18 protein-coding genes and 2 tRNA genes are annotated in these 21693 nt (G+C 71.5%); 12 read left to right on the forward strand and 8 right to left on the reverse strand.

What is annotated here, in order from left to right:
* Position 1 precedes the first annotated feature (1 nt).
* Together galT and ACWEN6_RS29195 are read right to left on the reverse strand one after the other, a co-directional pair.
* Positions 2-1075: a galactose-1-phosphate uridylyltransferase gene (gene galT / locus ACWEN6_RS29190; protein WP_452574678.1), complete on the reverse strand. Its 1074-nt coding sequence runs from the start codon at positions 1073-1075 to the stop codon at positions 2-4.
* Positions 1072-1992, reverse strand: a complete 921-nt coding sequence (locus ACWEN6_RS29195) for a DeoR/GlpR family DNA-binding transcription regulator (protein WP_452574680.1) — start codon at positions 1990-1992, stop codon at positions 1072-1074. Before ACWEN6_RS29195 ends, galT begins: the two co-directional genes overlap by 4 nt.
* Positions 1993-2192: 200 nt before the next feature.
* Here ACWEN6_RS29195 and ACWEN6_RS29200 point away from each other — a divergent pair, with 200 nt between their 5' ends.
* Positions 2193-2270 (forward strand): 50S ribosomal protein bL37, encoded by a 78-nt coding sequence (locus ACWEN6_RS29200; RefSeq protein WP_380832349.1) that lies wholly within the window; start codon positions 2193-2195, stop codon positions 2268-2270.
* Positions 2271-2412: 142 nt separating this feature from the next.
* Here the strand turns inward: ACWEN6_RS29200 and ACWEN6_RS29205 are convergent, their stop codons facing one another.
* From ACWEN6_RS29205 to ACWEN6_RS29215, 3 genes are all read right to left on the reverse strand, one after another.
* The gene (locus ACWEN6_RS29205; protein ID WP_452574682.1) at positions 2413-2985 is read right to left on the reverse strand and encodes a TIGR03086 family metal-binding protein; all 573 of its coding nucleotides are present in this window, start codon (positions 2983-2985) and stop codon (positions 2413-2415) included.
* Between the two features lie 101 nt (positions 2986-3086).
* On the reverse strand, positions 3087-4442 hold the full coding sequence (locus ACWEN6_RS29210; protein ID WP_452574684.1) for a dihydrolipoyl dehydrogenase family protein: 1356 nt from the start codon (positions 4440-4442) through the stop codon (positions 3087-3089).
* A gap of 209 nt (positions 4443-4651) precedes the next feature.
* Positions 4652-4722: transfer RNA gene (locus tag ACWEN6_RS29215), tRNA-Gly, on the reverse strand.
* Positions 4723-4812: 90 nt separating this feature from the next.
* On the opposite strand from ACWEN6_RS29215, the gene ACWEN6_RS29220 reads away from it, so the two are divergent.
* A tRNA-Pro gene (locus ACWEN6_RS29220) sits at positions 4813-4886 on the forward strand.
* A 236-nt stretch (positions 4887-5122) separates the two neighbouring features.
* Here the strand turns inward: ACWEN6_RS29220 and ACWEN6_RS29225 are convergent.
* A complete protein-coding gene (locus tag ACWEN6_RS29225) occupies positions 5123-5632 on the reverse strand; it encodes an ATP-binding protein (protein WP_452574686.1) in 510 nt (169 codons plus the stop codon).
* 261 nt (positions 5633-5893) lie between these two features.
* On the opposite strand from ACWEN6_RS29225, the gene ACWEN6_RS29230 reads away from it, so the two are divergent.
* The 7 genes from ACWEN6_RS29230 to ACWEN6_RS29260 all read left to right on the forward strand — a co-directional run bounded on the left by ACWEN6_RS29230 (position 5894) and on the right by ACWEN6_RS29260 (position 16156).
* Complete coding sequence (locus ACWEN6_RS29230; protein WP_452574688.1) at positions 5894-6763, forward strand: helix-turn-helix domain-containing protein; 870 nt, start codon at positions 5894-5896, stop codon at positions 6761-6763.
* A gap of 210 nt (positions 6764-6973) precedes the next feature.
* Positions 6974-8353: a trigger factor gene (gene tig, locus ACWEN6_RS29235; protein WP_354850684.1), complete on the forward strand. Its 1380-nt coding sequence runs from the start codon at positions 6974-6976 to the stop codon at positions 8351-8353.
* Between the two features lie 327 nt (positions 8354-8680).
* Positions 8681-10252 (forward strand): Na+/H+ antiporter, encoded by a 1572-nt coding sequence (locus ACWEN6_RS29240; protein WP_452574690.1) that lies wholly within the window; start codon positions 8681-8683, stop codon positions 10250-10252.
* 116 nt (positions 10253-10368) lie between these two features.
* Entirely contained in the window at positions 10369-11013 is a 645-nt protein-coding gene (locus tag ACWEN6_RS29245; RefSeq protein WP_354850690.1) for a ClpP family protease, read from the forward strand.
* Between the two features lie 11 nt (positions 11014-11024).
* Positions 11025-11669: an ATP-dependent Clp protease proteolytic subunit gene (locus tag ACWEN6_RS29250; protein WP_354850693.1), complete on the forward strand. Its 645-nt coding sequence runs from the start codon at positions 11025-11027 to the stop codon at positions 11667-11669.
* Between the two features lie 180 nt (positions 11670-11849).
* Positions 11850-13133 (forward strand): ATP-dependent Clp protease ATP-binding subunit ClpX, encoded by a 1284-nt coding sequence (clpX, locus tag ACWEN6_RS29255; protein WP_354850697.1) that lies wholly within the window; start codon positions 11850-11852, stop codon positions 13131-13133.
* A gap of 422 nt (positions 13134-13555) precedes the next feature.
* Positions 13556-16156 (forward strand): valine--tRNA ligase, encoded by a 2601-nt coding sequence (locus tag ACWEN6_RS29260; protein WP_452574692.1) that lies wholly within the window; start codon positions 13556-13558, stop codon positions 16154-16156.
* A 132-nt stretch (positions 16157-16288) separates the two neighbouring features.
* Here ACWEN6_RS29260 and ACWEN6_RS29265 read toward each other — a convergent pair whose 3' ends face one another.
* Entirely contained in the window at positions 16289-16813 is a 525-nt protein-coding gene (locus ACWEN6_RS29265; protein ID WP_452574694.1) for an RNA polymerase sigma factor, read from the reverse strand.
* Between the two features lie 102 nt (positions 16814-16915).
* Entirely contained in the window at positions 16916-18010 is a 1095-nt protein-coding gene (locus ACWEN6_RS29270) for a MerR family transcriptional regulator (RefSeq protein ID WP_452574696.1), read from the reverse strand.
* Positions 18011-18239: 229 nt separating this feature from the next.
* Here ACWEN6_RS29270 and ACWEN6_RS29275 point away from each other — a divergent pair, with 229 nt between their 5' ends.
* Genes ACWEN6_RS29275 through ACWEN6_RS29285 form a run of 3 tightly spaced genes read left to right on the forward strand, consistent with a single transcriptional unit; the run spans position 18240 to position 21693 of the window.
* The gene (locus tag ACWEN6_RS29275) at positions 18240-19295 is read left to right on the forward strand and encodes a polyprenyl synthetase family protein (protein ID WP_452574698.1); all 1056 of its coding nucleotides are present in this window, start codon (positions 18240-18242) and stop codon (positions 19293-19295) included.
* Entirely contained in the window at positions 19295-20764 is a 1470-nt protein-coding gene (gene crtI / locus ACWEN6_RS29280; RefSeq protein ID WP_452574700.1) for a phytoene desaturase family protein, read from the forward strand. Before ACWEN6_RS29275 ends, crtI begins: the two co-directional genes overlap by 1 nt.
* Positions 20761-21693 (forward strand): phytoene/squalene synthase family protein, encoded by a 933-nt coding sequence (locus ACWEN6_RS29285; protein ID WP_452574702.1) that lies wholly within the window; start codon positions 20761-20763, stop codon positions 21691-21693. The genes crtI and ACWEN6_RS29285 overlap by 4 nt, the downstream gene beginning before the upstream one ends.

Here is a 21693-nt window from a genome sequence, read left to right on the forward strand (position 1 = left end):
GTCACGGCTGCTCGCGCAGCATCCGGGCCGCCTCCTCGGGCAGTACGTCGTTGACGAACGCGCCCATCGCCGACTCAGACCCCGCCAGGTACTTCAGCTTCTGCGCCGCCCGCCGGATGCTGAACAGCTGCAGGTGCAGGTAGGCGAGGTCGCGCCCGGTGCGCACGGGTGCCTGGTGCCAGGCCGCGACGTAGGGCATGGTGACCCCGAACAGCCCGTCCAGCCGCCGCAGCACGTCGGTGTAGAGCGGGCCGAAGGCCGCGCGCTCCTCGGCGTCCAGCTCGCGAAGGTCGGCCGCCCTGCGGTTGAGGTAGACGTGCACCTCGAACGGCCACCGCGCCGCCGCGGGGACGAACGCCGTCCAGTGCTCGTTGGAGGCGACCACGCGCGTCTCGGCCTTGCGCTCGGCGGCCAGCACGTCCGCGAACAGGTCGCCGCCCGTGCGCTCGCGGTAGCGGGCCGCCGAGGCCAGCATCTGCCGCGTGCGAGGCGTCACGTACGGATAGGCGTAGATCTGGCCGTGCGGGTGCGCCAGCGTGATGCCGATCTCGGCGCCGCGGTTCTCGAACGGGAACACCTGCTCCACGCCCTCCAGCCGCGAGAGGTGGTCGGTGCGGTCGGCGAGCGCCACCAGCACCAGATCGACCTGCTCGGGAGACAGCCGGGAGAAGGAGGAGTCGTGCCGGGAGGTGAAGCACACCACCTCGCACCGGCCGACGCCGGGCCGCACCTCGCTCAGGCCGCCCACGTCCTCGTAGTGGCCCAGGTTGAAGCTGAAGGACGGGAAACGGTTCTCGAACACCGCGACGTCGTAGTCGGCGGCGGGGATCTCGGTCGCGTGGCCCGGCCGGGAGGGGCACAGAGGGCATTCGTCGGTGGGAGGCAGGAACGTGCGGCCCTGGCGGTGCCCGGCGATGGCGATCCACTCGTCCATCACCGGGTCGTACCGCAGGTCCGAGGCCGCGGGGCGCGGGGGCAGCTCGCGGGTGTCGGCGGCGCCGCGGTCGGCGCTCTCGGCGTGGTCGAAGTAGATGAGCTCTCGCCCATCGGCGAGCTGGGTGACGGTCCGCTTCACCGGGCCACCTCCTGTCCGGCGGCCGGCTGAGCCGCCTGTCCTGTCGTGTCGGCGGCCCGGGCCGCCCGTTCTGTTCCCGGAGCGCGGTTCGCGCGTCCGGACCCGCCGGCGTCGCGCGCCGGCTCGGTCGGTGGCGCCGTCCCCGCAGGGTCGGCCAGCAGCAGCGTGCCGGCTTGCTCGGACAGCGCCGATCTGGCCTCCTCCGGCAGGCCGGTGTCGCTGATCACGACGTGCGCCTCGTCCAGCTTGGCGATCGTGCTGATGCCGACGGTGCCCCACTTGGTGTGGTCGGCCAGCACGACCAGCCGCTGCGCCGCCGCGACCAGTTCGCGGTCGGTCTCGGCCTCAAGGATGTTGGGAGTGGTGAAGCCCGCCCTGGGGTTCATGCCGTGCACGCCGAGCATCAGCGTGTCGACGTTGAGCGCGCGGATGGCCGCCACGGCGACCGGCCCCACCAGCGCGTCCGACGGCGTGCGCACCCCTCCGGTGAGCACGACGGTCTGGTCGGCGCGCCCGGCCCGGTGGAAGACGTCGGCGACCTGGGCGGAGTTGGTGATGACCGTGAGGTGGGGGACGTCGGCCAGGTGATGGGCCAGGGTCCAGGTGGTCGTGCCGGCCGACAGCGCGACCGCGCTGCCCGGGCGCACCAGCTCGGCGGCGCGGCGGGCGATCGCCTCCTTCTCGGCCTGCTGGCGCACCGACTTGGCCGCGAAGCCCGGTTCCTCGGTGGACCCCGCGCCGGTGGCGGTGGCGCCGCCGTGCACCTTGTCCACCAGCCCGCGCTCGGCCAGCGCCTCAAGGTCGCGGCGGATCGTCATGTCCGACACCCCGAGCTCCCGCACCAGGTCGGCGACCCGTACCGCGCCGCTCCTGCGGACGCGCTCGAGGATCGCCTGCTGCCGTTGCTGAGCCAGCATCGCCTCACCTCTCCACCAAGTTCCATCAAAATACTACATAATCTGACCTGCACCTTGTTGGAACGTGAGGGGCGATGGTGGGGCGGGTGGACGGCCCCCGGGTGGCGGCTCCGGGGGCTTTCTTTGGCGTTTGGGCCTTGTACCGGCTCGGGCGCGGATGCATGGTGGGGAGCACGACCCGTACCGATGGGGAGGCCGAGATGGCGAGACGCGCGCGCAAGAGCCGGGCCCGCAAGAAGAGGAAGGCCAACCACGGCAAGCGGCCCGTCTCCCGCTGACCCTCCCCACGCCGGCCGTCACCTCGCCACCGCGTCGGCCTTGCGGGCCTGCCGGAGGTGACCCCACGTCGTCTCCCGGCCGGGTGCCGGGGGCGGTGACGCGCGACGGGGCCGAGAGTACCGCGCTCCCTCGGCCCGCGCGTCAGCCGCCGCGGCCCCAGGCGGCCAGCAGGCGGGTCTGCGGGTCGGTGTCCTCCGGCAGCGGCGGGCGCTCGGCGATCACCCCGGCCTGCCGGTAGCCCTCCTCCGCTCCGGCGAACCACTCGGCGCACACCTCGACCAGCTCGGGGTCCAGCCGCTCGTCACCGCCGATCGCCCTGGCGAGGTCCCAGGTGTGGATGAGGGTGTCGGCGAACAACTCGGCGATGTACTCCGCCCCGGAGACGTCGCCGAACGACAGGCGCACCGTCCGCGTGAGGACGTCGGCCGGCTCCATGGCGCGCATCGCCGCGGCCGCCGCCACGTCGAACGCCTTCACCGGGTCGTCGCCGAGCAGGTCGCCCTCGGTCAGCTCGCCGGCCTCCGCGGCCTGCCGCCCCGCGAGCAGTTGCGGCGCCAGCAGGCTCTCGCCCACCAGATGGTCGACCATGCCGTGGACGTCCCAGCCGGCGCAGGCCGTCGGCAGCCGCCACTGATCGGCCCTGACCTGGTGAACGTGCGCGCCGAAGGCGTCCAGGGCCCTGCGATAGGCCTCGCGGATGTCCATCGTCATCATGTCCCTCCCGCGTCGTCCAACCGACGTTAACCCGGCCGCGGACCCCCCGTCAGGGGCGAGGACGGACGGGACGCCGGGGCGGCGGGCGCCGTCGCGGGACGTTATCGCAGGAGGCTCAGGGTGTCCTCCACCGCCCGGTGGAAGGTCGGATAGGCGTAGATCATGCTCGTGAGCCGGTCGAGCGGCGTGCGTTCATGCACGGCCAGCGTCAGCAGGCCCAGCACCTCACCGCCGCACGGCCCCGCCACCGTCGCGCCGACCAGCGCGTCCTCGTCGGCGACGAGCTTGACCAGCCCCACGCCGCGGTGGATCCACCCGCGCGCCGAGGAGGCGACGGGGGTGGCCGCCGTGCGCACGGCGAGGCCCCGCTCGCGGGCCTGCCGTTCGGTCAGGCCCACCGCGCCCACCTCGGGGTCGGTGAAGGTCACCCTCGGCACCGCCCGGTAGTCCGCCGCCGGACCGTGCTCGCCCAGGATGTCGGCCAGGGCGATGCGCGCCTGGTACACCGCCACGTGGGTGAACGCCCCCTCGCCCGTCACGTCTCCGACCGCCCACACCCCCTCGGCGGCCCTCATGCGATCGTCCACTTTGATCACCCGCGCCGACTCCTCCAGGCCGACGGCGCCCACGCCGATCGCGGCCAGGTCGCAACGCCGCCCGGTGGCCACCAGCAGTCGCTCGGCGCGGTGGCTGCCGTCCTCGGTCATCACGGTGAAGGCGGAGCCATGGTGGTCGACCCGGGTGACCTTGGCGTGGGTGCGTACCGTGATGCCCTCCTTGGCGAAGACCTCGGCGAGCAGCTCGCCGGCCTCCGGCTCCTCGGACGGCAGCAGGCCGCCGGCCGCCTCCAGGATGGTCACCTCGGCGCCGAAGCGGTGCAGCACCTGGCCGAACTCCACGCCGACGGCGCCGCCACCCAGCACGATGACCGACTCGGGCGCCCGTTCGGCCTCGGTCGCCTCGCGGTTGGTCCAGTACGGAGTGCCGGCCAGCCCGGCGATCGACGGCACGGCCGGCTGCGAGCCGGTGGCGACGACGATGCCGCGGCGGGCGCGCAGCACCCGTGAGCCGTCCACCGTGACCTCGCCGGGGGCCGTGATCTTGCCGCGGCCCCGTACCAGCGTGCCGCCCTGGTCGTGGAAGCGGTCGGCGGCGACCTTGTCGTCCCAGTTGTCGGTGGCCTCCTCGCGGATGCGCCGGGCCACGGGCGTCCAGTCGGGCACGACCGCCGCCTCGCCCGCCATGGACGGGATGCGTCCGCCCTCGGCCAGCAGATCGGCGGCGCGCACCATCATCTTGGTCGGCACACACGCCCAGTAGGGGCATTCCCCGCCCACCAGGCGGGACTCGACGCCGGCGACGGCCAGACCGGCCTCCGCGAGGCGTCCCGCGACCTGTTCGCCTCCCGGTCCGAGCCCCAGGACGACGACGTCGAACTCTTCGATATCGGCAGCCATGGCCTTCCCCTGCCCAAGCCCCGCACCACCGACACGGTCACCACCAAGATCTTCCCCGGTCGTGTCCCGGCGGGCGGGGGCCCGCGCTTCGGCCCCGCCGGAGGAGAAGAAACGCGAGCGGCCGAAAAATAAGACGGCTCGAAGACGGTGGGGGGAAATGGAAAGGCCCGGGCGGAGAACATGCCTCCTGCCTGGGCCTTCGTGCTGAGAGCGGACGACGGGAATCGAACCCGCGTAGCCAGTTTGGAAGACTGGGGCTCTACCATTGAGCTACGTCCGCGCGAGCCGGTCGCCGTCTGGTCTAGACTTCTCCCGGTCGTCAGGACGTAAGCGTACCGGAGTTTGCGAGTGCGCGAGCGGCCCGATGCTCCGGGGTGTAGCGCAGCTTGGTAGCGCGCCTGCTTTGGGTGCAGGAGATCATCGGTTCAAATCCGGTCACCCCGACGTGCCCGGCGCCGGGCGGCGCCGATGCGACGGCGACGCTGTGCCCGGCCGTCGGCGGCGGGGACGCGGGGACGGCGCTCAAGCGGGCGTGAAAGGTTCATCGTGCCGCCGGTGCGATCGGCGGCGTTCTTGCTGCCGGCGCGCGAAGCGCGGGACGGGTCCGCCCGGCGGGTCCGGCGAAGGCCCGCCGGTTCGCGAGTGGACCGAAACCCTGTGGGCAACGTGCTGACCGCTGGTCAGCGCTCTGCGCGAAACAGGGCCCAGACGGCCTTGCCACCCTCTTCCAGCGCCTCCCAGCCCCACGCCTTGCTGTAGGTGTCGACGATGTAGAGGCCTCGTCCGTGCTCGGAGACGAAGTCGGGTTGCCTGCGGGTCGGCGCCTCATCGCTGGGGTCGGAGACCGCCAGCAGCACGTGCTGCGACATTCGCAGGAGCAGCAGCGTTATCGGGTGGTCCTCATAGCGGCGGGCGGTGTGGCAGGCATAGCGCACGGCGTTGGTGACCAGTTCCGACACCACGAGGGTCGCGTCGTCGCCGATCTGGGGGCAACCCCAGCCGCTCAGGGTCCTGCGGGTCACGTCGCGGGCCGTTTTCACGGAATCGGCCTGGGGGCGGAGCGGGCAGGTGGTGCGGTCTTCATGTCGACCGGCACGTAATATGCGCCGAAATCCCACTTCAGGCGTTGCTTCCAGGCAATGAGCCGCGGATAGGGGCTCCAGCATCCTGCTGATACCTCCCACCATCATTGTGTCTCCGCAGCCAGTGCCGTTATAGGGGTTAGTGCACCTTAAGCCCAATATGCACTAGGCCATCATGGGTCAGTATTCGGCTTGGTGCAAGACCCAAATGCACGTGCACCTGCGCTGTGCAGGCGCAAGAACCGTCCGGGATGTCACCCCACCGTCGCACTGATACGACCGGCACGCCCGACGCGCGGCCCAGACCTTGTCACGAGAGCCGGAAGTGGTGACACTGTGTGGGCTGGCCCGAGAAGAGAAGGAGGCCGAATGACGCAGTTCCAGCCCGGATCCGGTCCTACGGCTCTCCGCATCCTGCTGGGGTCCCAGCTTCGCCGGCTTCGCGAACAGAAAGGCATTTCGCGAGAGGAGGCCGGACATCTGATCCGCGGTTCCGAATCCAAGATCAGCCGGATGGAGCTCGGCCGGGTCGGGTTCAAGGAACGCGATGTGTCCGACCTGCTCGCCTATTACGGCGTCGAGGACGGCGAGGCGCGCTCGACGGTGATGGAGCTGCTGCAGAGGGCCAACGAGCCCGGCTGGTGGCACCGGTTCAACGACCTGCTGCCCTCGTGGTTCCAGGCCTACGTCGGCCTGGAGGAGGCGGCGTCCCGCATCCGCACCTACGAGGTGCAGTTCGTCCCCGGCCTGCTGCAGACCAAGGAGTACGCCCGTGCCGTCATCAGGGCGGGCGCGTCGGGCGTCGGGGCGGCCGAGATCGCGCGGCGCGTCGACCTGCGCATGGAGCGCCAGCGCGTGCTCGACCGGGTCAACGGCCCGGTGTTCTGGGCGGTGATCGACGAGGCGGCGCTGCGGCGGCCGATCGGCGGCGCGGACGTCATGCGGGGCCAGTTGCAGCACCTGCTCGAGCTCATGCGCCAGCCGAACATCACGATTCAGGTCATGCCGTTCAGCTACGGCGGTCACAGCGCCGAGGGCGGGGCGTTCAGCGTGCTCCGCTTCGAAGACAGTGAGCTTCCCGACGTGGTATACGTCGAGCAGCTCGCCAGCGCGCTGTACCTGGACAAACGAGACGAAGTGGACCGTTACAGCGAGGTCATGGAGCGGTTGTGCGCGGTCAGCACCACCCCCGAGGCCACGGTCGACATTCTCCAAAAGATCATCTCTGAGAGATTCTGACGCCTGTCGGTGACGCCGAAGGTGCTCGTCTGCCCTAGACTGGCAAGCGGCGCTGGACACCCGCCACGATTGAGCACGCCCAGACATGGTTGTGCCGGTTGGCCCGTGCACTGAGCCGCCCATGTGGGCGCGGCGCGCGAGCATGTCGCGGTCGCCGTACGGCATGACGCCGCCCGCGATCACCAGAAGCTTGACCAAGGAGACCACCCCGTGAAGACCGCTGTCGAGGAGCTCAGCCCGACCCGGGTGAAGCTCACCGTCGAGGTGCCGTTCGAGGAGCTCGAGACGAGCATGCAGGCGGCGTACAAGAAGGTCGCGCAGCAGGTGCGCGTCCCCGGCTTCCGCCCCGGCAAGGTTCCCGCCCGCATCATCGAGCAGCGCTTCGGCCGCGCGGTGGTTCTGGAGGAGACCCTCAACGAGGCCCTGCCGAAGCTGTACGGCCAGGCCGTGGACGAGAGCGACGTCTTCCCGGTCAGCCAGCCGGAGATCGAGGTCACCAAGATCGACGACGGCAAGGAGGTGGAGTTCACCGCCGAGGTGGACGTCCGCCCCGCCTTCGATGTCCCCGACTACGAGGGCCTCGAGGTCACCGTCCCCTCGGCCGAGGTCTCCGACGAGGACATCGACACCCAGATCGACGCCCTGCGCCAGCGCTTCGCCACGCTCACCGGCGTCGAGCGCGCCGCGGGCAACGGCGACTACGTCGTGATGGACCTCTCGGCCACCATCGACGGCAAGAACATCGAGGAGCAGCAGGCCTCCGACGTCTCCTACGAGGTGGGCGCGGGCTCGGTGCTGCAGGGCCTGGACGACGCGCTGGTCGGCATGTCCGCGGGCGACGAGAAGTCCTTCACCACGACCCTCGTCGGCGGCGAGAACGCCGGTGAGGAGGCCGAGGTCACCATCACGATCAAGAGCGTCAAGGAGAAGGTCCTCCCTGAGCTCGACGACGAGTTCGCCGGCCTCGCCAGCGAGTTCGACACGCTGGAGGAGCTGCGCGAGAGCCTGCGCGCCCAGGCCCGCCGCAACAAGCTGGTCGACCAGGTCGTGCAGGCCCGCGAGAACGCCGTCGCCGCCGTGCTCGACCAGATCGACATCCCGCTGCCCGACAGCGCGCTCAAGGCCGAGCTGGACGCCCGCAAGCACAACCTCGAGCACCAGATCGCCGAGAGCGGCCTCAGCCGCGAGGCGTTCTTCCGGCTCTACCAGACCACCGAGGACGAGCGCTTCGCCGAGTTCGAGGAGAACTCGGCGAAGGCGATCAAGACGGGCTTCCTGCTCGACAAGATCGTCAAGTCCGAGGACATCGGGGTGAGCGAGGAGGAGCTGACCAACTTCGTGGTCCGCCGCGCGATGCAGCTCGGCGTCGCCCCGAACACCCTGGCCCAGCACCTCGCCGACAACGACCAGCTCACGCTGGCCATGGTCGAGATCGTCCGCGACAAGGCCAAGACCGTCATCGGCGACGCCGTCAAGGTGACCGACGAGGCCGGCAACGAGGTCGACCTCAAGGCCATCTACGCCGAGCTGAACGAGGGCCAGGAGGACGCCGAGGGCGCCACCGCGGCCGCCGCCCAGCCGGCCGAGTGACCCCGGCGTCCGCCGGTTCACGGCCGGCGGCGCCGCGCGAAACTTCACGATGCCCCCGCCGCGTCCTCGCGGCGGGGGCATCGCCGTCTCGTGGGCCGTCACAGCGTGAGCGTCGCCGTCCCGGCGGGCCGCCGCGTGGTGAGCGCCGCCGTCTCGGCGGGGCGCCGCATGGTGGGCGCCGCCGTCTCGGCGGGTCGCCGCGGCGTGAGGATGCACGTTCGGATTCACCGGCATATGCAGGATGCGCACACCTTTAGCGCCCCTTGGGGTGATTATTGACGGATCTCGGGCAACTCAGACCTGTGAAACGGGTACGCGGGGACGCCAATGGTTGAGGGCCACGTCATCGTCGCCGTGGTCATCGCGGTGATCATGCTCGTGGGGCGGGGGCTCGGACGCGGCTTCGGCATCCCCGCGGCGATCCCGCTCGTCCTGCTCGGGCTGGCCGCGAGCTTCGTGCCGGGCATGGGGAAGGCGGCCGTGCCGCCCGACGTCATCCTCACCCTCTACCTGCCGCCCCTGGTCTACCGCGCGGCCTTCCTGACCGCCCCGCGCGAGACCAAGGAGGACGCGGTCCCCATCTCGGTGATGGCCTTCGGCCTCACCTGCGTGACCGCCCTGGCCGTCATGGCCGCCGTGCGCCTCGCCGTGCCGCAGATCGGCTGGCCGGTGGCGCTGGCACTCGGCGCCGCGGTCGCACCGACCGACCCCGTGGCGGCGACCTCGGTCATGAAGCGCCTGGGCGCCCCCCGCCGCCTGGTGACCATCCTGGAGGGGGAGAGCCTGGTCAACGACGCCGTGGCCCTCACCCTGTTCGGCCTCGCCCTCACCGCGATCACCGAGCCGGTCACCCTCTCGGAGGGCGGCCTGATGCTGGTGCGCATCGTGGCGGGCGGCGTGCTGTACGGCCTGGTCCTCGGCTGGGTCGTGGCCCGGCTGCGCGGCCGGATCAAGGACAACGGCGCGCAGATCGTCGTGTCGCTGATCACCCCGTTCGTCGCCTACCTCCCCGCCGAGCACTTCGGCTTCTCGGGGGTGCTCGCCACCATCACCACCGGCTTCTACCTCGGCGTACGGGCCCACGGCCTACTCCAGCCCTCCTCCAGGCTCACCGGCGACGCCTTCTGGGAGGTGCTGGTCCTGCTGCTGGAGTCCAGCCTGTTCGTCCTGCTCGGGCTGGAGATCCGCCAGGTACTGAACGGGGTGACGGACTATTCCTTCGCCACGCTCGCCGGTACGGCGCTGGTCGTCCTCGCCGTGGTCGTGCTGACGCGCCTGGCGTGGACCATGGCGGTCTTCCCGCTGGCCAAGTGGCTGCCGGGCCGCCATCTGTCCTTCGACGGCATCGGGCGGGCGCAGCGGCTGGTCATGGGATGGGCCGGGATGCGCGGGGCCATCACCCTCGCCGTCGCCCTGTCGATCCCGCTCACCGTCCCCAACCGGCCGCTGCTCATATTCCTGGCCGCCGTGGTCATCATGGCCACGCTGATCGGCCAGGCGCCCACGCTGGCCGCGCTGCTGCGGCGCTTCGGGCTCGGCGAGACGCAGGAGTCGGTCATCGAGGAGGCCAAGGCCCGCCAGGCGACCGTGGAGGCGGCCCTGTCCAGGCTCGACCACCTGGCCTCCGAGGGCGAGGTGGACGAGCACACCGCCGGCGTGTTCCGCCAGCTCCTGGAGCTGCGCCTGGACACGGTGCGTGCGATACTCGATGAGGACGACGACGAGGACGGAACCTCGCCCGACTCCGGCACCCGCGGGCTGCGCAGGCAACTCGCCCACGCCCAGCGGGAGAAACTGGACGAGCTCTACTCCAAGGGCAAGATCAGCGCGGCGACGCAGCGGCACCTGATCCACGAGCTCGACCTGGAGGATCGCCGTCGCGCCTCGGGGTCCCACTGACCTCCCGGTACCTGCGCCGACAGCGAACAGTGTCGAGACCGGGACTGACCGGTCGGCGCCGCGCGTTAAGGTCACAAGCAAAGCCCATCGATTACGACGCATCGGAAGGTGACGCTGTGACCAGCCCGCCGACCTCTAACCAGCCCACGAGCTTTGGGCCGGAGTCGCGTGGCCGTGAGAACGGCTCGTTCCGCCTTGAGGATCAGCTATACAACCGTCTGCTGCGTGAGCGCATCGTGGTGCTCGGCACCCAGGTGGACGACGAGGTCGCCAACCGCATCTGCGCTGAACTGCTCCTCCTTGCCGCCGACGACCCCGACCGCGACATCTGGCTGTACATCAACTCCCCTGGTGGTTCGGTCACGGCCGGCATGGCGATCTACGACATGATGGAGTACGTGCCGAACGACGTCTGCACCGTCGCCATGGGTCTGGCCGCCTCGATGGGGCAGTTCCTGCTGTGCGCCGGCGCGACGGGCAAGCGGTACGCGCTGCCGCACGCCCGCATCATGATGCACCAGCCCTCCGGCGGCATCGGCGGCACCGCGGCCGACATCGCGATCCAGGCCGAGCAGATGCTGTACGTCAAGAAGACCTTGGCCGAGCGCATCGCCCACCACACCGGCCAGCCGCTGGAGCAGATCGAGAAGGACTCCGACCGCGATCGCTGGTTCACCGCCGAGGAGGCCAGGGACTACGGCTTCATCGATAACGTCGTGCGCAGCGCGCGGCAGGTGCCCTCTGAGGGCGCCGTCTCCTGAAGGGGCAACTCGTGAGTGATCTGATCCGGCCGGGGGACATCAACGGCCGCTACATCATCCCCTCGTTCGTCGAGCGCACGACGTACGGCGTCAAGGAGATGAACCCCTACAACAAGCTGTTCGAGGACCGCATCATCTTCCTCGGCGTGCAGATCGACGACGCGTCGGCCAACGACGTGATGGCCCAGTTGCTGACGCTGGAGTCGCTCGATCCCGACCGCGACATCAGCATCTACATCAACTCGCCGGGCGGGTCGTTCACCGCGATGACCGCGATCTACGACACCATGCAGTTCGTCCGGCCCGAGATCCAGACCGTCTGCCTGGGCCAGGCGGCCTCGGCCGCGGCGGTGCTGCTGGCCGGCGGCACGTCGGGCAAGCGCTTCGCCCTGCCGAACGCCCGCGTCCTGATCCACCAGCCCTCCACCGAGGGTGGCGGCCAGGGAAGCGACATCGAGATCCAGGCGCGCGAGATCCTGCGCATGCGCGCGCTCCTGGAGACGATCGTCGCCCGGCACTCGGGCAAGGCGCCCGACGAGGTCCGCCGCGACATCGAGCGCGACAAGATCCTCAACGCCGACGAGGCCAAGGCCTACGGCCTGATCGACGACATCATCCCCTCACGGAAGAAGCGCGCTCAAGCCGTTGCTTCCTGAGGACGCGGATCGCACCGGAACGGTGCCCAATTGGGCACGTTCCGGTGCGACTCACCGCTAGGGGGCGCACTGAGGGCCCAGAAGACGGTAACGTCGAAACCTGAGCGGGATGACTTTTCGGACCGAGTCCGCAAGATTCGGATCGCGGAGCAGGCGGTCCCACGCAAAGGAGTATCTGGGGTGGCACGCATCGGCGACGGCGGAGACCTGCTGAAGTGCTCGTTCTGCGGGAAGAGCCAGAAGCAAGTCAAGAAGCTCATCGCCGGACCAGGCGTCTACATCTGCGATGAGTGCATCGATCTCTGCAACGAGATCATCGAGGAGGAGCTCTCCGAGTCCTCCGAGCTCAAGTGGGACAGCCTGCCCAAACCGAGAGAGATCTACGAGTTCCTCGACGCCTATGTCATCGGCCAGGACAAGGCGAAGAAGGCCCTCTCGGTGGCGGTCTACAACCACTACAAGCGGGTGCAGTCCGGCGAACGCGGCCGAGACGACGGCCTGGAACTGGCGAAGTCCAACATCCTCTTGCTCGGCCCCACGGGCTCGGGCAAGACCCTTCTGGCGCAGACGCTGGCGAAGATGCTGAACGTCCCGTTCGCCATCGCGGACGCCACTGCGCTCACAGAGGCGGGGTACGTCGGAGAGGATGTCGAGAACATCCTGCTCAAGCTGATCCAGGCGGCCGACTACGACGTCAAGAAGGCCGAGACGGGCATCATCTACATCGACGAGGTCGACAAGATCGCCCGCAAGAGCGAGAACCCCTCGATCACCCGGGACGTCTCGGGCGAGGGCGTGCAGCAGGCCCTGCTGAAGATCCTTGAGGGCACCACCGCGAGCGTGCCCCCCCAGGGCGGCCGCAAGCACCCGCACCAGGAGTTCATCCAGATCGACACCACCAACGTGCTGTTCATCTGCGGTGGCGCCTTCGCCGGGCTCGAGAAGATCATCGAGTCGCGCATCGGCAAGAAGGGCATCGGCTTCAACGCGATCATCCACTCCAAGGACGACATCGACGCCTCGGACATCTTCGCCGACGTCATGCCGGAGGACCTGCTGAAGTTCGGGATGATCCCCGAGTTCGTCGGCCGCCTTCCGGTGATCACCAGCGTGCACAACCTCGACCGCGAGGCGCTGATCCAGATCCTCACCGAGCCGCGCAACGCGCTCGTCAAGCAGTACCGCCGGCTGTTCGAGCTCGACAACGTCGAACTGGAGTTCACCGACGACGCGCTCGAGGCCATCGCCGACCAGGCGATCCTGCGCGGCACCGGCGCCCGCGGCCTGCGCGCGATCATGGAGGAGGTCCTGCTCTCGGTGATGTACGAGGTGCCGTCCCGCCAGGACGTCGCCCGCGTCGTCATCACCCGCGAGTCGGTCCTGGAGCACGTCAACCCGACCCTGGTGCCGCGCGACCAGCTCAACGCCAAGCAGCAGCGCACTCCCAGGGAGAAGTCCGCCTGACCGGGCGGCCCCGCCTTTCCGGCACGGGCGCCGCGTGATCGCGGAGCGGCCATCGAGCCGCCCGTGATCCCGCGGCGCCCGTCGCCGTCTCCCCGCGGGACCCGCCATCGACTCCGCCCCGCCGCCCCCGCGGCGCCCGTCGCCGTCTATCCGCCCCGCTCCACCCGTCGCCGTCCGTCGGCCATCACGCGGGGTTCATGGCGGCCCTCGGGCCCGCGATCGGCTTTCCCGCCGGGTGGGCGCGGCAGCGGAGGTCGTGCGGCGCGCGGGCGATACCGGACGAACATCTCGCGCGTGTTACGCACCGTAGCAAGACCGTACTTTCAGTCGTGCCGAAGATGCCTTTTCGGTGGCCATGACCATAATCCCGATAACGGGCGCCGGGTCGTTGCGACACGGACGGCGCGCCGCCGTCCCTACAATTGGGGACTGTGACAACGCCTGAGCTGCCTACCCAGTACGCGCCCGCCGACGTCGAGACCCAGAGCTACGAGCGCTGGGTCGCCGAGGGCTACTTCACGGCGGACGTAGGCAGCGGGCGAGAGCCTTACACCATCGTGCTGCCGCCGCCCAACGTCACCGGCGTCCTGCACATCGGCCACGCCCTCGACCACTCCATCCAGGACGTCCTGAGCAGGCGTGCCCGCATGCGCGGCCACGAGACGCTGTGGCTGCCGGGCATGGACCACGCCGGCATCGCCACCCAGAACGTCGTCGAGCGCGAGCTGGCCAAGCAGGGCCTCTCCCGGCACGACCTCGGCCGCGAGGCGTTCGTCGAGCGCGTCTGGCAGTGGAAGGAGGAGTCCGGCGGGCGCATCCTGGGCCAGATGAAGAAGCTCGGCGACAGCGTCGACTGGTCGCGCGAGCGCTTCACCATGGACGAAGGGCTCTCCCGCGCCGTCCAGACCATCTTCAAGCGGCTGTACGACGACGGGCTCATCTACCGCGCCGAGCGCATCATCAACTGGTGCCCGCGCTGCCTCACCGCGCTGTCCGACATCGAGGTCGACCACGGCGACGACGAGGGCGAGCTGGTCTCCATCCGCTACGGCGAGGGGCAGGGGGCCGTCGTGGTCGCCACCACCCGCGCCGAGACGATGCTCGGGGACACCGCCGTCGCCGTCCATCCCGCCGACGAGCGCTACGCGCACCTGGTGGGCACGCAGGTGGAGGTGCCGCTGACCGGGCGGATGATCCCGATCGTGGCCGACGAGCACGTCGACCCGGCCTTCGGCACCGGCGCCGTCAAGGTGACCCCGGCGCACGACCCCAACGACTTCGAGATCGGCCGCCGGCACGGGCTGCCGTCCATCACGGTCATGGACGAGCGCGGCGTCATCACCGCGCACGGCCCGTTCCAGGGGCTCGACCGGTTCGAGGCCAGGCCCGCCGTCGTGGCGGCTCTGCGCGCCGAGGGCCGCGTCGTCGCCGAGAAGCGCCCCTACGTCCACGCCGTCGGCCACTGCTCGCGCTGCAAGACCGTGGTCGAGCCGCGGCTGTCGCTGCAGTGGTTCGTCAACGTCCAGCCGCTGGCCAAGGCCGCGGGGGACGCCGTCCGCGACGGCCGCACCCGCATTCACCCGCCCGAGCTGGCCAAGCGCTACTTCGACTGGGTCGACGACATGCACGACTGGTGCATCTCGCGTCAGCTGTGGTGGGGCCACCGCATCCCGGTGTGGTACGGCCCCGAGGGCCAGGTCGTGTGCGTGGGGCCCGACGAGCAGGCCCCCGCCGGGTACGTCCAGGACTCCGACGTGCTCGACACCTGGTTCTCCTCGGGCCTGTGGCCGATCTCGACCCTCGGCTGGCCCGACCGCACGGCCGACCTCGAGCGGTTCTACCCGACCACGGTGCTGGTCACCGGCTACGACATCCTGTTCTTCTGGGTCGCCCGCATGATGATGTTCGGGCTGTACGCCATGGACGGCACGCCGCCGTTCCGCACGGTGGCCCTGCACGGCATCGTGCGCGACCAGTACGGAAAGAAGATGTCCAAGTCCTCCGGCAACGTCATCGACCCGCTCGACTGGATCTCCCGGTACGGCGCGGACGCGACGCGCTTCACCCTGCTGCGCGGGGCGGGCCCCGGCTCGGACGTCGCCATCAGCGAAGACTGGGCGGCGGGCTCGCGCAACTTCTGCAACAAGATCTGGAACGCCACCCGGTTCGCGCTGCTGAACGGCGCGACCGTCTCCGGGGCGCTGCCGGCGCCGGGCGAGCTGACCGTCGCCGACCGGTGGATCCTGTCGCGGCTGCGGGCGGTCACGGGCGCGGTGGACGCCGCCTACGAGGACTTCGAGTTCGCCAAGATCTCAGACCAGCTCTACCACTTCGCGTGGGACGAGGTCTGCGACTGGTACGTCGAGCTCGCCAAGATCCAGATCGCGGCGGGCGGTGAGGTCGCCGACCGCACCCGCCTGGTGCTGGGCCACGTGTTCGACGCCCTGCTGCGGTTGCTGCACCCGCTGGTGCCGTTCGTCACCGAGGAGCTCTGGCGGGCGCTGACCTCCGGCCCGTCCATCATGGCGGCCTCGTGGCCGGCGGTGGCCGGGGAGTACGGCGACCAGGCGGCCGAAGAGGAGATCCTGGCCCTGCAGGAGCTCATCACCGAGGTCCGCCGGTTCCGTTCCGACCAGGGCCTGAAGCCGGGGCAGCGGGTCGCGGCCAGGCTCACGCTCGACGGCACGGCGCTCGCGGCGCACGAGCCGGCGATCCGCAGCCTGCTGCGGCTGGACGATCCCTCCGAGTCGTTCACTCCGACGGCGCGGCTCGCGGTGGGCGCGGCCTCGATCGAGATCGACACCGCCGGCGCCATCGACGTCGCGGCCGAGCGCAGGCGCATGGAGAAGGATCTCGCCGTCGCGCGCAAGGAGGCGGCCCAGGTCGCCGCGAAGCTCGCCAACGAGCAGTTCATGTCCAAGGCGCCCGATGACGTCGTCGCCAAGGTCCGCGCCCGCGCCACCCAGGCGGACGCCGACATCGCCCGCCTCGCGGCCCAGTTGGCCGCCCTGCCGGCGAGCTGAGGCTCACGGTCGCCGCCGCTGCCCTCGCCGGCTGGTCCGGGTCGCCGGCTCTGCGGCGGCGGGGCCGACGGGCTGAGGCCCCCGCCGGTGGCCGTTGGCCGCCGGCGGTCCTGCCCTTGACGGGCGGACGGGTCAGGTGGTGGCGGGGGCGAGCAGCAGCGACAGGCGGCGCAGGCCGCGTGCCGTGCGCGCCTTGACCGTGCCGAGCGGCACGCGCAGCCGGTCGGCGATCTCGCGTTGGGTCAGGTCCCCGTAGTAGGCCAGCTCGATCGCCTGCCGCTGGGCGTCGGGAAGGACGGCGAGCGCCCGCCTGATGCGGTCGCGGTCGGCGAGCACGTCGCCGTCGTCGCGCCCGTCGTGGCCGGTCGGCTCGGTCGCGGCCTCCAGCGGCACCGTGGTGAGCGTGCGCACCCGCAGGTGGTCGACGGCGCGCTTGTAGGCGATGCCCAGTAGCCATGCCGTGAGGCTGCGGGCAGGGTCGAAGCGGTGCCCGAACCGCCACGCCTCGGTGAAGACGACCTGCAGGACGTCCTCGACGTCCTGGGGCGGCACATATCTGCGCAGGTAGGACCGGACGGCGGGGGCGTGCGTGCGATAGCAGTCGCCGATCGCCGTCTCCTCTCCTGCGGCCAGGCGGTACTCCAGGGTCTCGTTCATGAACACCCTCATGCCATCGGAAAGCTACTCAAAACCTATTCATAGCCGCCTTCGGCATGCCAGCGCAACCGGCGGCCGCCACCGCGGCCCGCAGAGATGGGCTCAGCGCAGAAGGCCCATGACGGCCGTGATCGCCTCCGGCAAGGTGGACACGCGCGCCGTCCCGGGCGGCAGGACGTCCGCCCAGCCGGGGCCGCCCACCACCACACGGCTCGCCGGCCGCAGCCGGGGCAGCGCCGCGAGCGGCACCGCGTCGCCGGTCTCCCGCCGGTGCGACCAGACGAAGACGACCGAGGGCCCGAGCCGCCGCATCGCCGCCTCCAGCGCGGCGTACGGCGTGCGGGGGCCCAGCACCCGCGTCTCGACGGCCAGCTCGCCCAGCGCCGCCGCCAGCGCGTACACCGGCAGGCTGTGCTGCTCCTCCTCCGCGCACGCGAGCAGCACCGGCCGCGGGTACGCCGGAGCGGGGGCCTCGCGGGCGCGGGCGGCCAGCGCGTCCAGCAGGCGCTGGGAGAACAGGTGCTCCACCTCCACGCTCCCGCCCGTCTCCTCCTGTCTGCCGACGATGACGGCGAACGCCGGCCGCACGAGCCGCTCCCAGGTCCAGGCGACGCCCCGGTCGCGCAGCGCCGCCTCCAGCCGGCCGTCCACGGTGCGCACGTCCAGCGCGAGCGCCGCCCGCGCGAGCGCCGCGGCCGAGGGCGGCCGTCCCGGCGTCGCAGGAGATCTCGCTCCTTCATCGCGCGCGTGGCCGGGTTCACCGATCGCCGTGCGGCCGGGCACGCTCCCTGCCGCGCCCGGTGCACCGGCCGCCGTGTGGCCGCTTTCACCGGCCGAGGTGCGCTCCGGTGACGGCACGGGCCCGGTGGCCGGGGCCGCAGGGGCGACCGGGCCGGGTGGCGGGCGGTGGCGCAGGGCGTGGCCCGCCGCGTCCGCCGGAGCCACCCCGGCGTGGATGAGCCGGTTCATCTCCTCCAGCCGGCGCAGATCGGCCTCGTCGTAGCGCCGGTGCCCGCCCGGGCTGCGGCGGCTCGGACCGATGCCGTACCGCAGGTTCCAGGTGCGCAGCGTCGGAACGGGCACGCCGAGCCGCCGCGCGACGGCCCCGATGCCGTAGCCGGGCTCGTCCCCGGCCGGCGGGCCGTCGCCGTCCTGCGCCGCGCCGTCGCCGTCCTGCGCCGCGCCGTCGTGCCCCACCGGCCGCCCCACCCTCCGTCGTCGTCCATCTCCGGCCGCCTCGCCGCACCGCGCCCAGCGGTTCGGCCACGGCCGGCTCACGAACCAGGGCGCATTGACCAGCGGAGGTTCATCTTCTGTCCCGCTTTGCAGAGCATGCCCGGCATGGGTGCAACCGCGCCGCCGAGGAGGCACGAAAACTTTACTGATGAGGCCCATGATCCCTGCAATGGCCGAAGGAGCGGTGCCCATGGTGACGTTGGCCCGGGAGAAGAGCGAACTCCGCGAGCTGATCGACCGCCACCTCGGCCACCTGCTCGAACGCGAGATGGACGGGCTGGACTTCCTCGGGGACGAGGAGCGCGCGGCCGTACGGCGATATGTGGCCGACTTCGTCCTGCGGGGCGGTAAGCGGCTGCGGCCCTCGTTCGTGTACTGGGGGTACCGCGCGGCGGGCGGCTCGCCCGCCGACCTGGACGTCGTGCTTCCCGCGGCCTGCGCGGTGGAACTGCTGCACGCCTGCGCGCTCCTGCTCGACGACGTGATGGACGAGGCCGGCACCCGGCGCGGCCAGACCACGGCCCACGCCGGGCTGGCCGCCCGTCACCGGGAGCTGGGCTGGTCCGGCGACCCGCGCCGCTTCGGCGAGTCCACGGCCGTACTGCTCGGCATGATGGCCTTCACCTGGGCCGACGCGGCGCTGCTCGACAGCGGGCGGCGCCTGGGCGAGGCCCTGGAGATCTTCACCCGGCTCCGGGTCGAGATCATCGCCGGGCAGTACATGGACCTGGCCGGCGCGGCCCGCGGAACCGGCGGCCGCGAGGAGGCCACCCTGATCGCCAGGTACAAATCCGGCAAGTACACCGTCGAACGGCCCCTGCACCTCGGCTGCGCCATCGCCGGGGGCGGCCCGGCCGTGCGCCCGACCCTGAGCGCGTACGCGCTGCCGCTGGGGGAGGCGTTCCAGCTCCGCGACGACGTGCTCGGCGTGTTCGGCGACCCGGCGGCCACCGGCAAGCCCGCCGCGATCGACCTGCTGCAGGGCAAGCGCACCTACCTCACGGCGGTGGCCCGCGAACGGGCCGGCGCCCGTGGCGCGGCCTTCCTGGACCACGTGCGCGACCAGGACGACGTCGCCGCCGCCCGCGACCTGATCGTCTCCACCGGCGCGCTGGACACCGTCGAGGCGCGCATCGCCGGCCTGCTGGTCGCCGCGAGGGCGGCGATCGACGGAGCGGACCTGCCAGCTGAGGCCGCGGCCGCCCTGCTCGAACTCGCCGACGCGGCGACGGGCAGGAACGCCTGATGGGGGCGAGGAACCCCGTCGTGGTCATCGGGGCGGGGCTCGGCGGGCTCGCCGCGGCCATGCGCCTGGCCGGGGCGGGCCGCGAGGTGACCGTCGTGGAGGCCCAGGACGGCCCCGGCGGCTGCTGCGGAACCGAGTCCGCCGGACCCTACCGGTTCGACACCGGCCCCTCGGTGCTCACAATGCCCGGTGTGCTCGCCGGCACCTTCGCCGCCGCCGGGCAGGACATGGACGGCTGGCTGCCGCTGCGGCGGCTCGACCCGTTCTACCGGCTCACCTACCACGACGGCTCCAGCTTGGACGTGGTCGCCGGAGCAGAGGCCATGACCGAGCAGGTACGGCTGTTGTGCGGCCCGGAGGAGGCGGTGCGGTACCGGCGCCTGCGGCGGCTGCTGGAGGAGATGTTCCGCCTGGAGTGGGCGGCGTTCATCGACCGGGACATGATGCGGCTGCGCGCGCTCGCCCGCCCGTACGCGCTTGCCAGGCTCGCCGCGCTCGGCGGGTTCCGCACGCTGGACGGCCTGGTGCGCCGGCATCTGACCGACGACCGGCTCATCAGGGCCCACACCTTCCAGGCGCTGTACGTCGGCCTGGCCCCGCGCCGCGCGCTCGGGATCTACGCCGTCATCGCCCACATGGACACCGTCGGCGGCGTGTACTTCCCCGCCGACGGCGGGATGCGCGCCATCCCGCTCGCCATGGCCGGCGCCGCCGGCAAGGCCGGGGCCCTCCTGCGGTACGGCGTCCGCGCCACCGCCGTGGAGGCCGACGGCGCGGGGGTGACCGGCGTCCGCCTCGACACCGGCGAACGGCTCCCCGCGAGCCACGTCGTCGTCGCCTGCGACCGGGCGGCGGCGCACCGCGGGCTGCTGCCGGAGGCGGCCGACGACTGGCGGCTGCGGTGTCCCCGGTTCTCCCCTTCCTGCCTGGTCGCCCACTTCGGCCTGGACCGGCGCCTGCCCGGCCAGGCCCACCACACCCTGCACTTCGGGCGCGAATGGGCCGCCACGTTCGACGCCCTGGAGGCGGGCCGCCCGCAGTCCGACCCGAGCCTGCTGGTCACCTATCCCAGCGGCGACGCCGCCGCCGCGCCCGAAGGGCATGCCACCCTCAGCGTGCTGGAACCCACCGCGAACCTGACCGGAGCCGGCGACTGGGAACGGCTCACTCCCCGGCTCCTGCACCGCATGCTCGGCCGGCTCGACGCCCTCGGGTACGGCGACCTGTCGACGGCTCCGCACCTGGTCCTCGACCCGCCCGCGTGGAACAGGCGCGGGCACACGGCGGGCACCCCCTTCGCCCTCGACCACCGGTTCACCCAGACGGGCTGGTTCCGGCCCGCCGGCGCGGCCCGCCGCGTCCCCGGGCTGCACTTCGCGGGCATGTACACCGCGCCCGGAGTCGGAGTGCCGCCGGTGCTCATCTCCGGCCGCCTGGCCGCGGAACGCATCCTGGAGTCCACCCCATGACATCCCACCCCGCGGCGCCGTCGCGCGCCACCACGCTGACGGCCAGCTACGAACGGTGCCGGCGGCTGCACGCCTCCTACGGGCGCTCGTACTACCTGGCCACCCTGCTGCTCCCGGCCTGGAAGCGGCCCCACGTGCACGCGCTGTACGGCTTCGCCCGCCACGCCGACGAGATCGTCGACTCCTTCGCCATGACCGGCGACCGGGGAACGGCGCTGGAGGATCTCGTCGCCCAGCTCGTCGCCGGTCTCGCCGGGGAGACCGTCGCGGACCCGGTGCTGCCGGCGTTCACCCACACGGTGCGCGGCTTCGACATCGACCTCGCCGACATCGACGCCTTCCTCGCCGCCATGCGCGCCGACCTGACCGTCCACCGCTACGGCACCTACGACGAGCTGCTCGGGTACATGGACGGCTCGGCGGCGGTCATCGGCACGATGATGCTGCCCATTCTGGAACCGCTGCCGGGCGCCGCGGGACGGGCGCGCGAGCCGGCCTGCCAGCTCGGCCTCGCCTTCCAGCTCACCAACTTCATCCGCGACGTGGCCGAGGACCTCGACCGGGGACGCATCTACCTCCCCATGGAGGACCTGGAGAAGTTCGGCGTCTCGGAACAGGACCTGATCGCTCGCCGGACGACCCCGGCCGTCCGCGACCTCATCGCCTACGAGGCCGACCGGGCACGCGACCACTACCTCCGGGCGCTGGAGGGCATCGAGCTGCTCGTGCCGTCCTCGCGGCCCTGCGTGCGCGCCGCCTACGAGCTGTACGGCGGGATCCTGGAGGAGGTCGAGGCGGCCGGATACGACGTCCTGGCGGGGCGGGTGCGCGTGCCCCGGCGGCGGCGGCTCGCGATCTTCACCAGGTACCTGACCGCCGCGTCCGCCGCCGGCCGCGCCGAGCGCCGCGCCCAGGTGAAGGCCAGCTGA

The sequence above is a fragment of the Sphaerisporangium sp. NPDC004334 genome, assembly GCF_053602655.1.

Excerpts from the sequence above, each read along its gene's own strand:
- ACWEN6_RS29195 (WP_452574680.1), bottom strand. The coding sequence starts at position 1,992 with ATGCTGGCTCAGCAACGGCAGCAGGCGATCCTCGAGCGCGTCCGCAGG.
- ACWEN6_RS29200 (WP_380832349.1), top strand. The coding sequence starts at position 2,193 with ATGGCGAGACGCGCGCGCAAGAGCCGGGCCCGCAAGAAGAGGAAGGCC.
- ACWEN6_RS29205 (WP_452574682.1), bottom strand. The coding sequence starts at position 2,985 with ATGATGACGATGGACATCCGCGAGGCCTATCGCAGGGCCCTGGACGCC.
- ACWEN6_RS29210 (WP_452574684.1), bottom strand. The coding sequence starts at position 4,442 with ATGGCTGCCGATATCGAAGAGTTCGACGTCGTCGTCCTGGGGCTCGGA.
- ACWEN6_RS29225 (WP_452574686.1), bottom strand. The coding sequence starts at position 5,632 with ATGATGGTGGGAGGTATCAGCAGGATGCTGGAGCCCCTATCCGCGGCT.
- ACWEN6_RS29230 (WP_452574688.1), top strand. The coding sequence starts at position 5,894 with ATGACGCAGTTCCAGCCCGGATCCGGTCCTACGGCTCTCCGCATCCTG.
- ACWEN6_RS29240 (WP_452574690.1), top strand. The coding sequence starts at position 8,681 with ATGGTTGAGGGCCACGTCATCGTCGCCGTGGTCATCGCGGTGATCATG.
- ACWEN6_RS29265 (WP_452574694.1), bottom strand. The coding sequence starts at position 16,813 with ATGAACGAGACCCTGGAGTACCGCCTGGCCGCAGGAGAGGAGACGGCG.
- ACWEN6_RS29275 (WP_452574698.1), top strand. The coding sequence starts at position 18,240 with ATGGTGACGTTGGCCCGGGAGAAGAGCGAACTCCGCGAGCTGATCGAC.
- crtI (WP_452574700.1), top strand. The coding sequence starts at position 19,295 with ATGGGGGCGAGGAACCCCGTCGTGGTCATCGGGGCGGGGCTCGGCGGG.
- ACWEN6_RS29285 (WP_452574702.1), top strand. The coding sequence starts at position 20,761 with ATGACATCCCACCCCGCGGCGCCGTCGCGCGCCACCACGCTGACGGCC.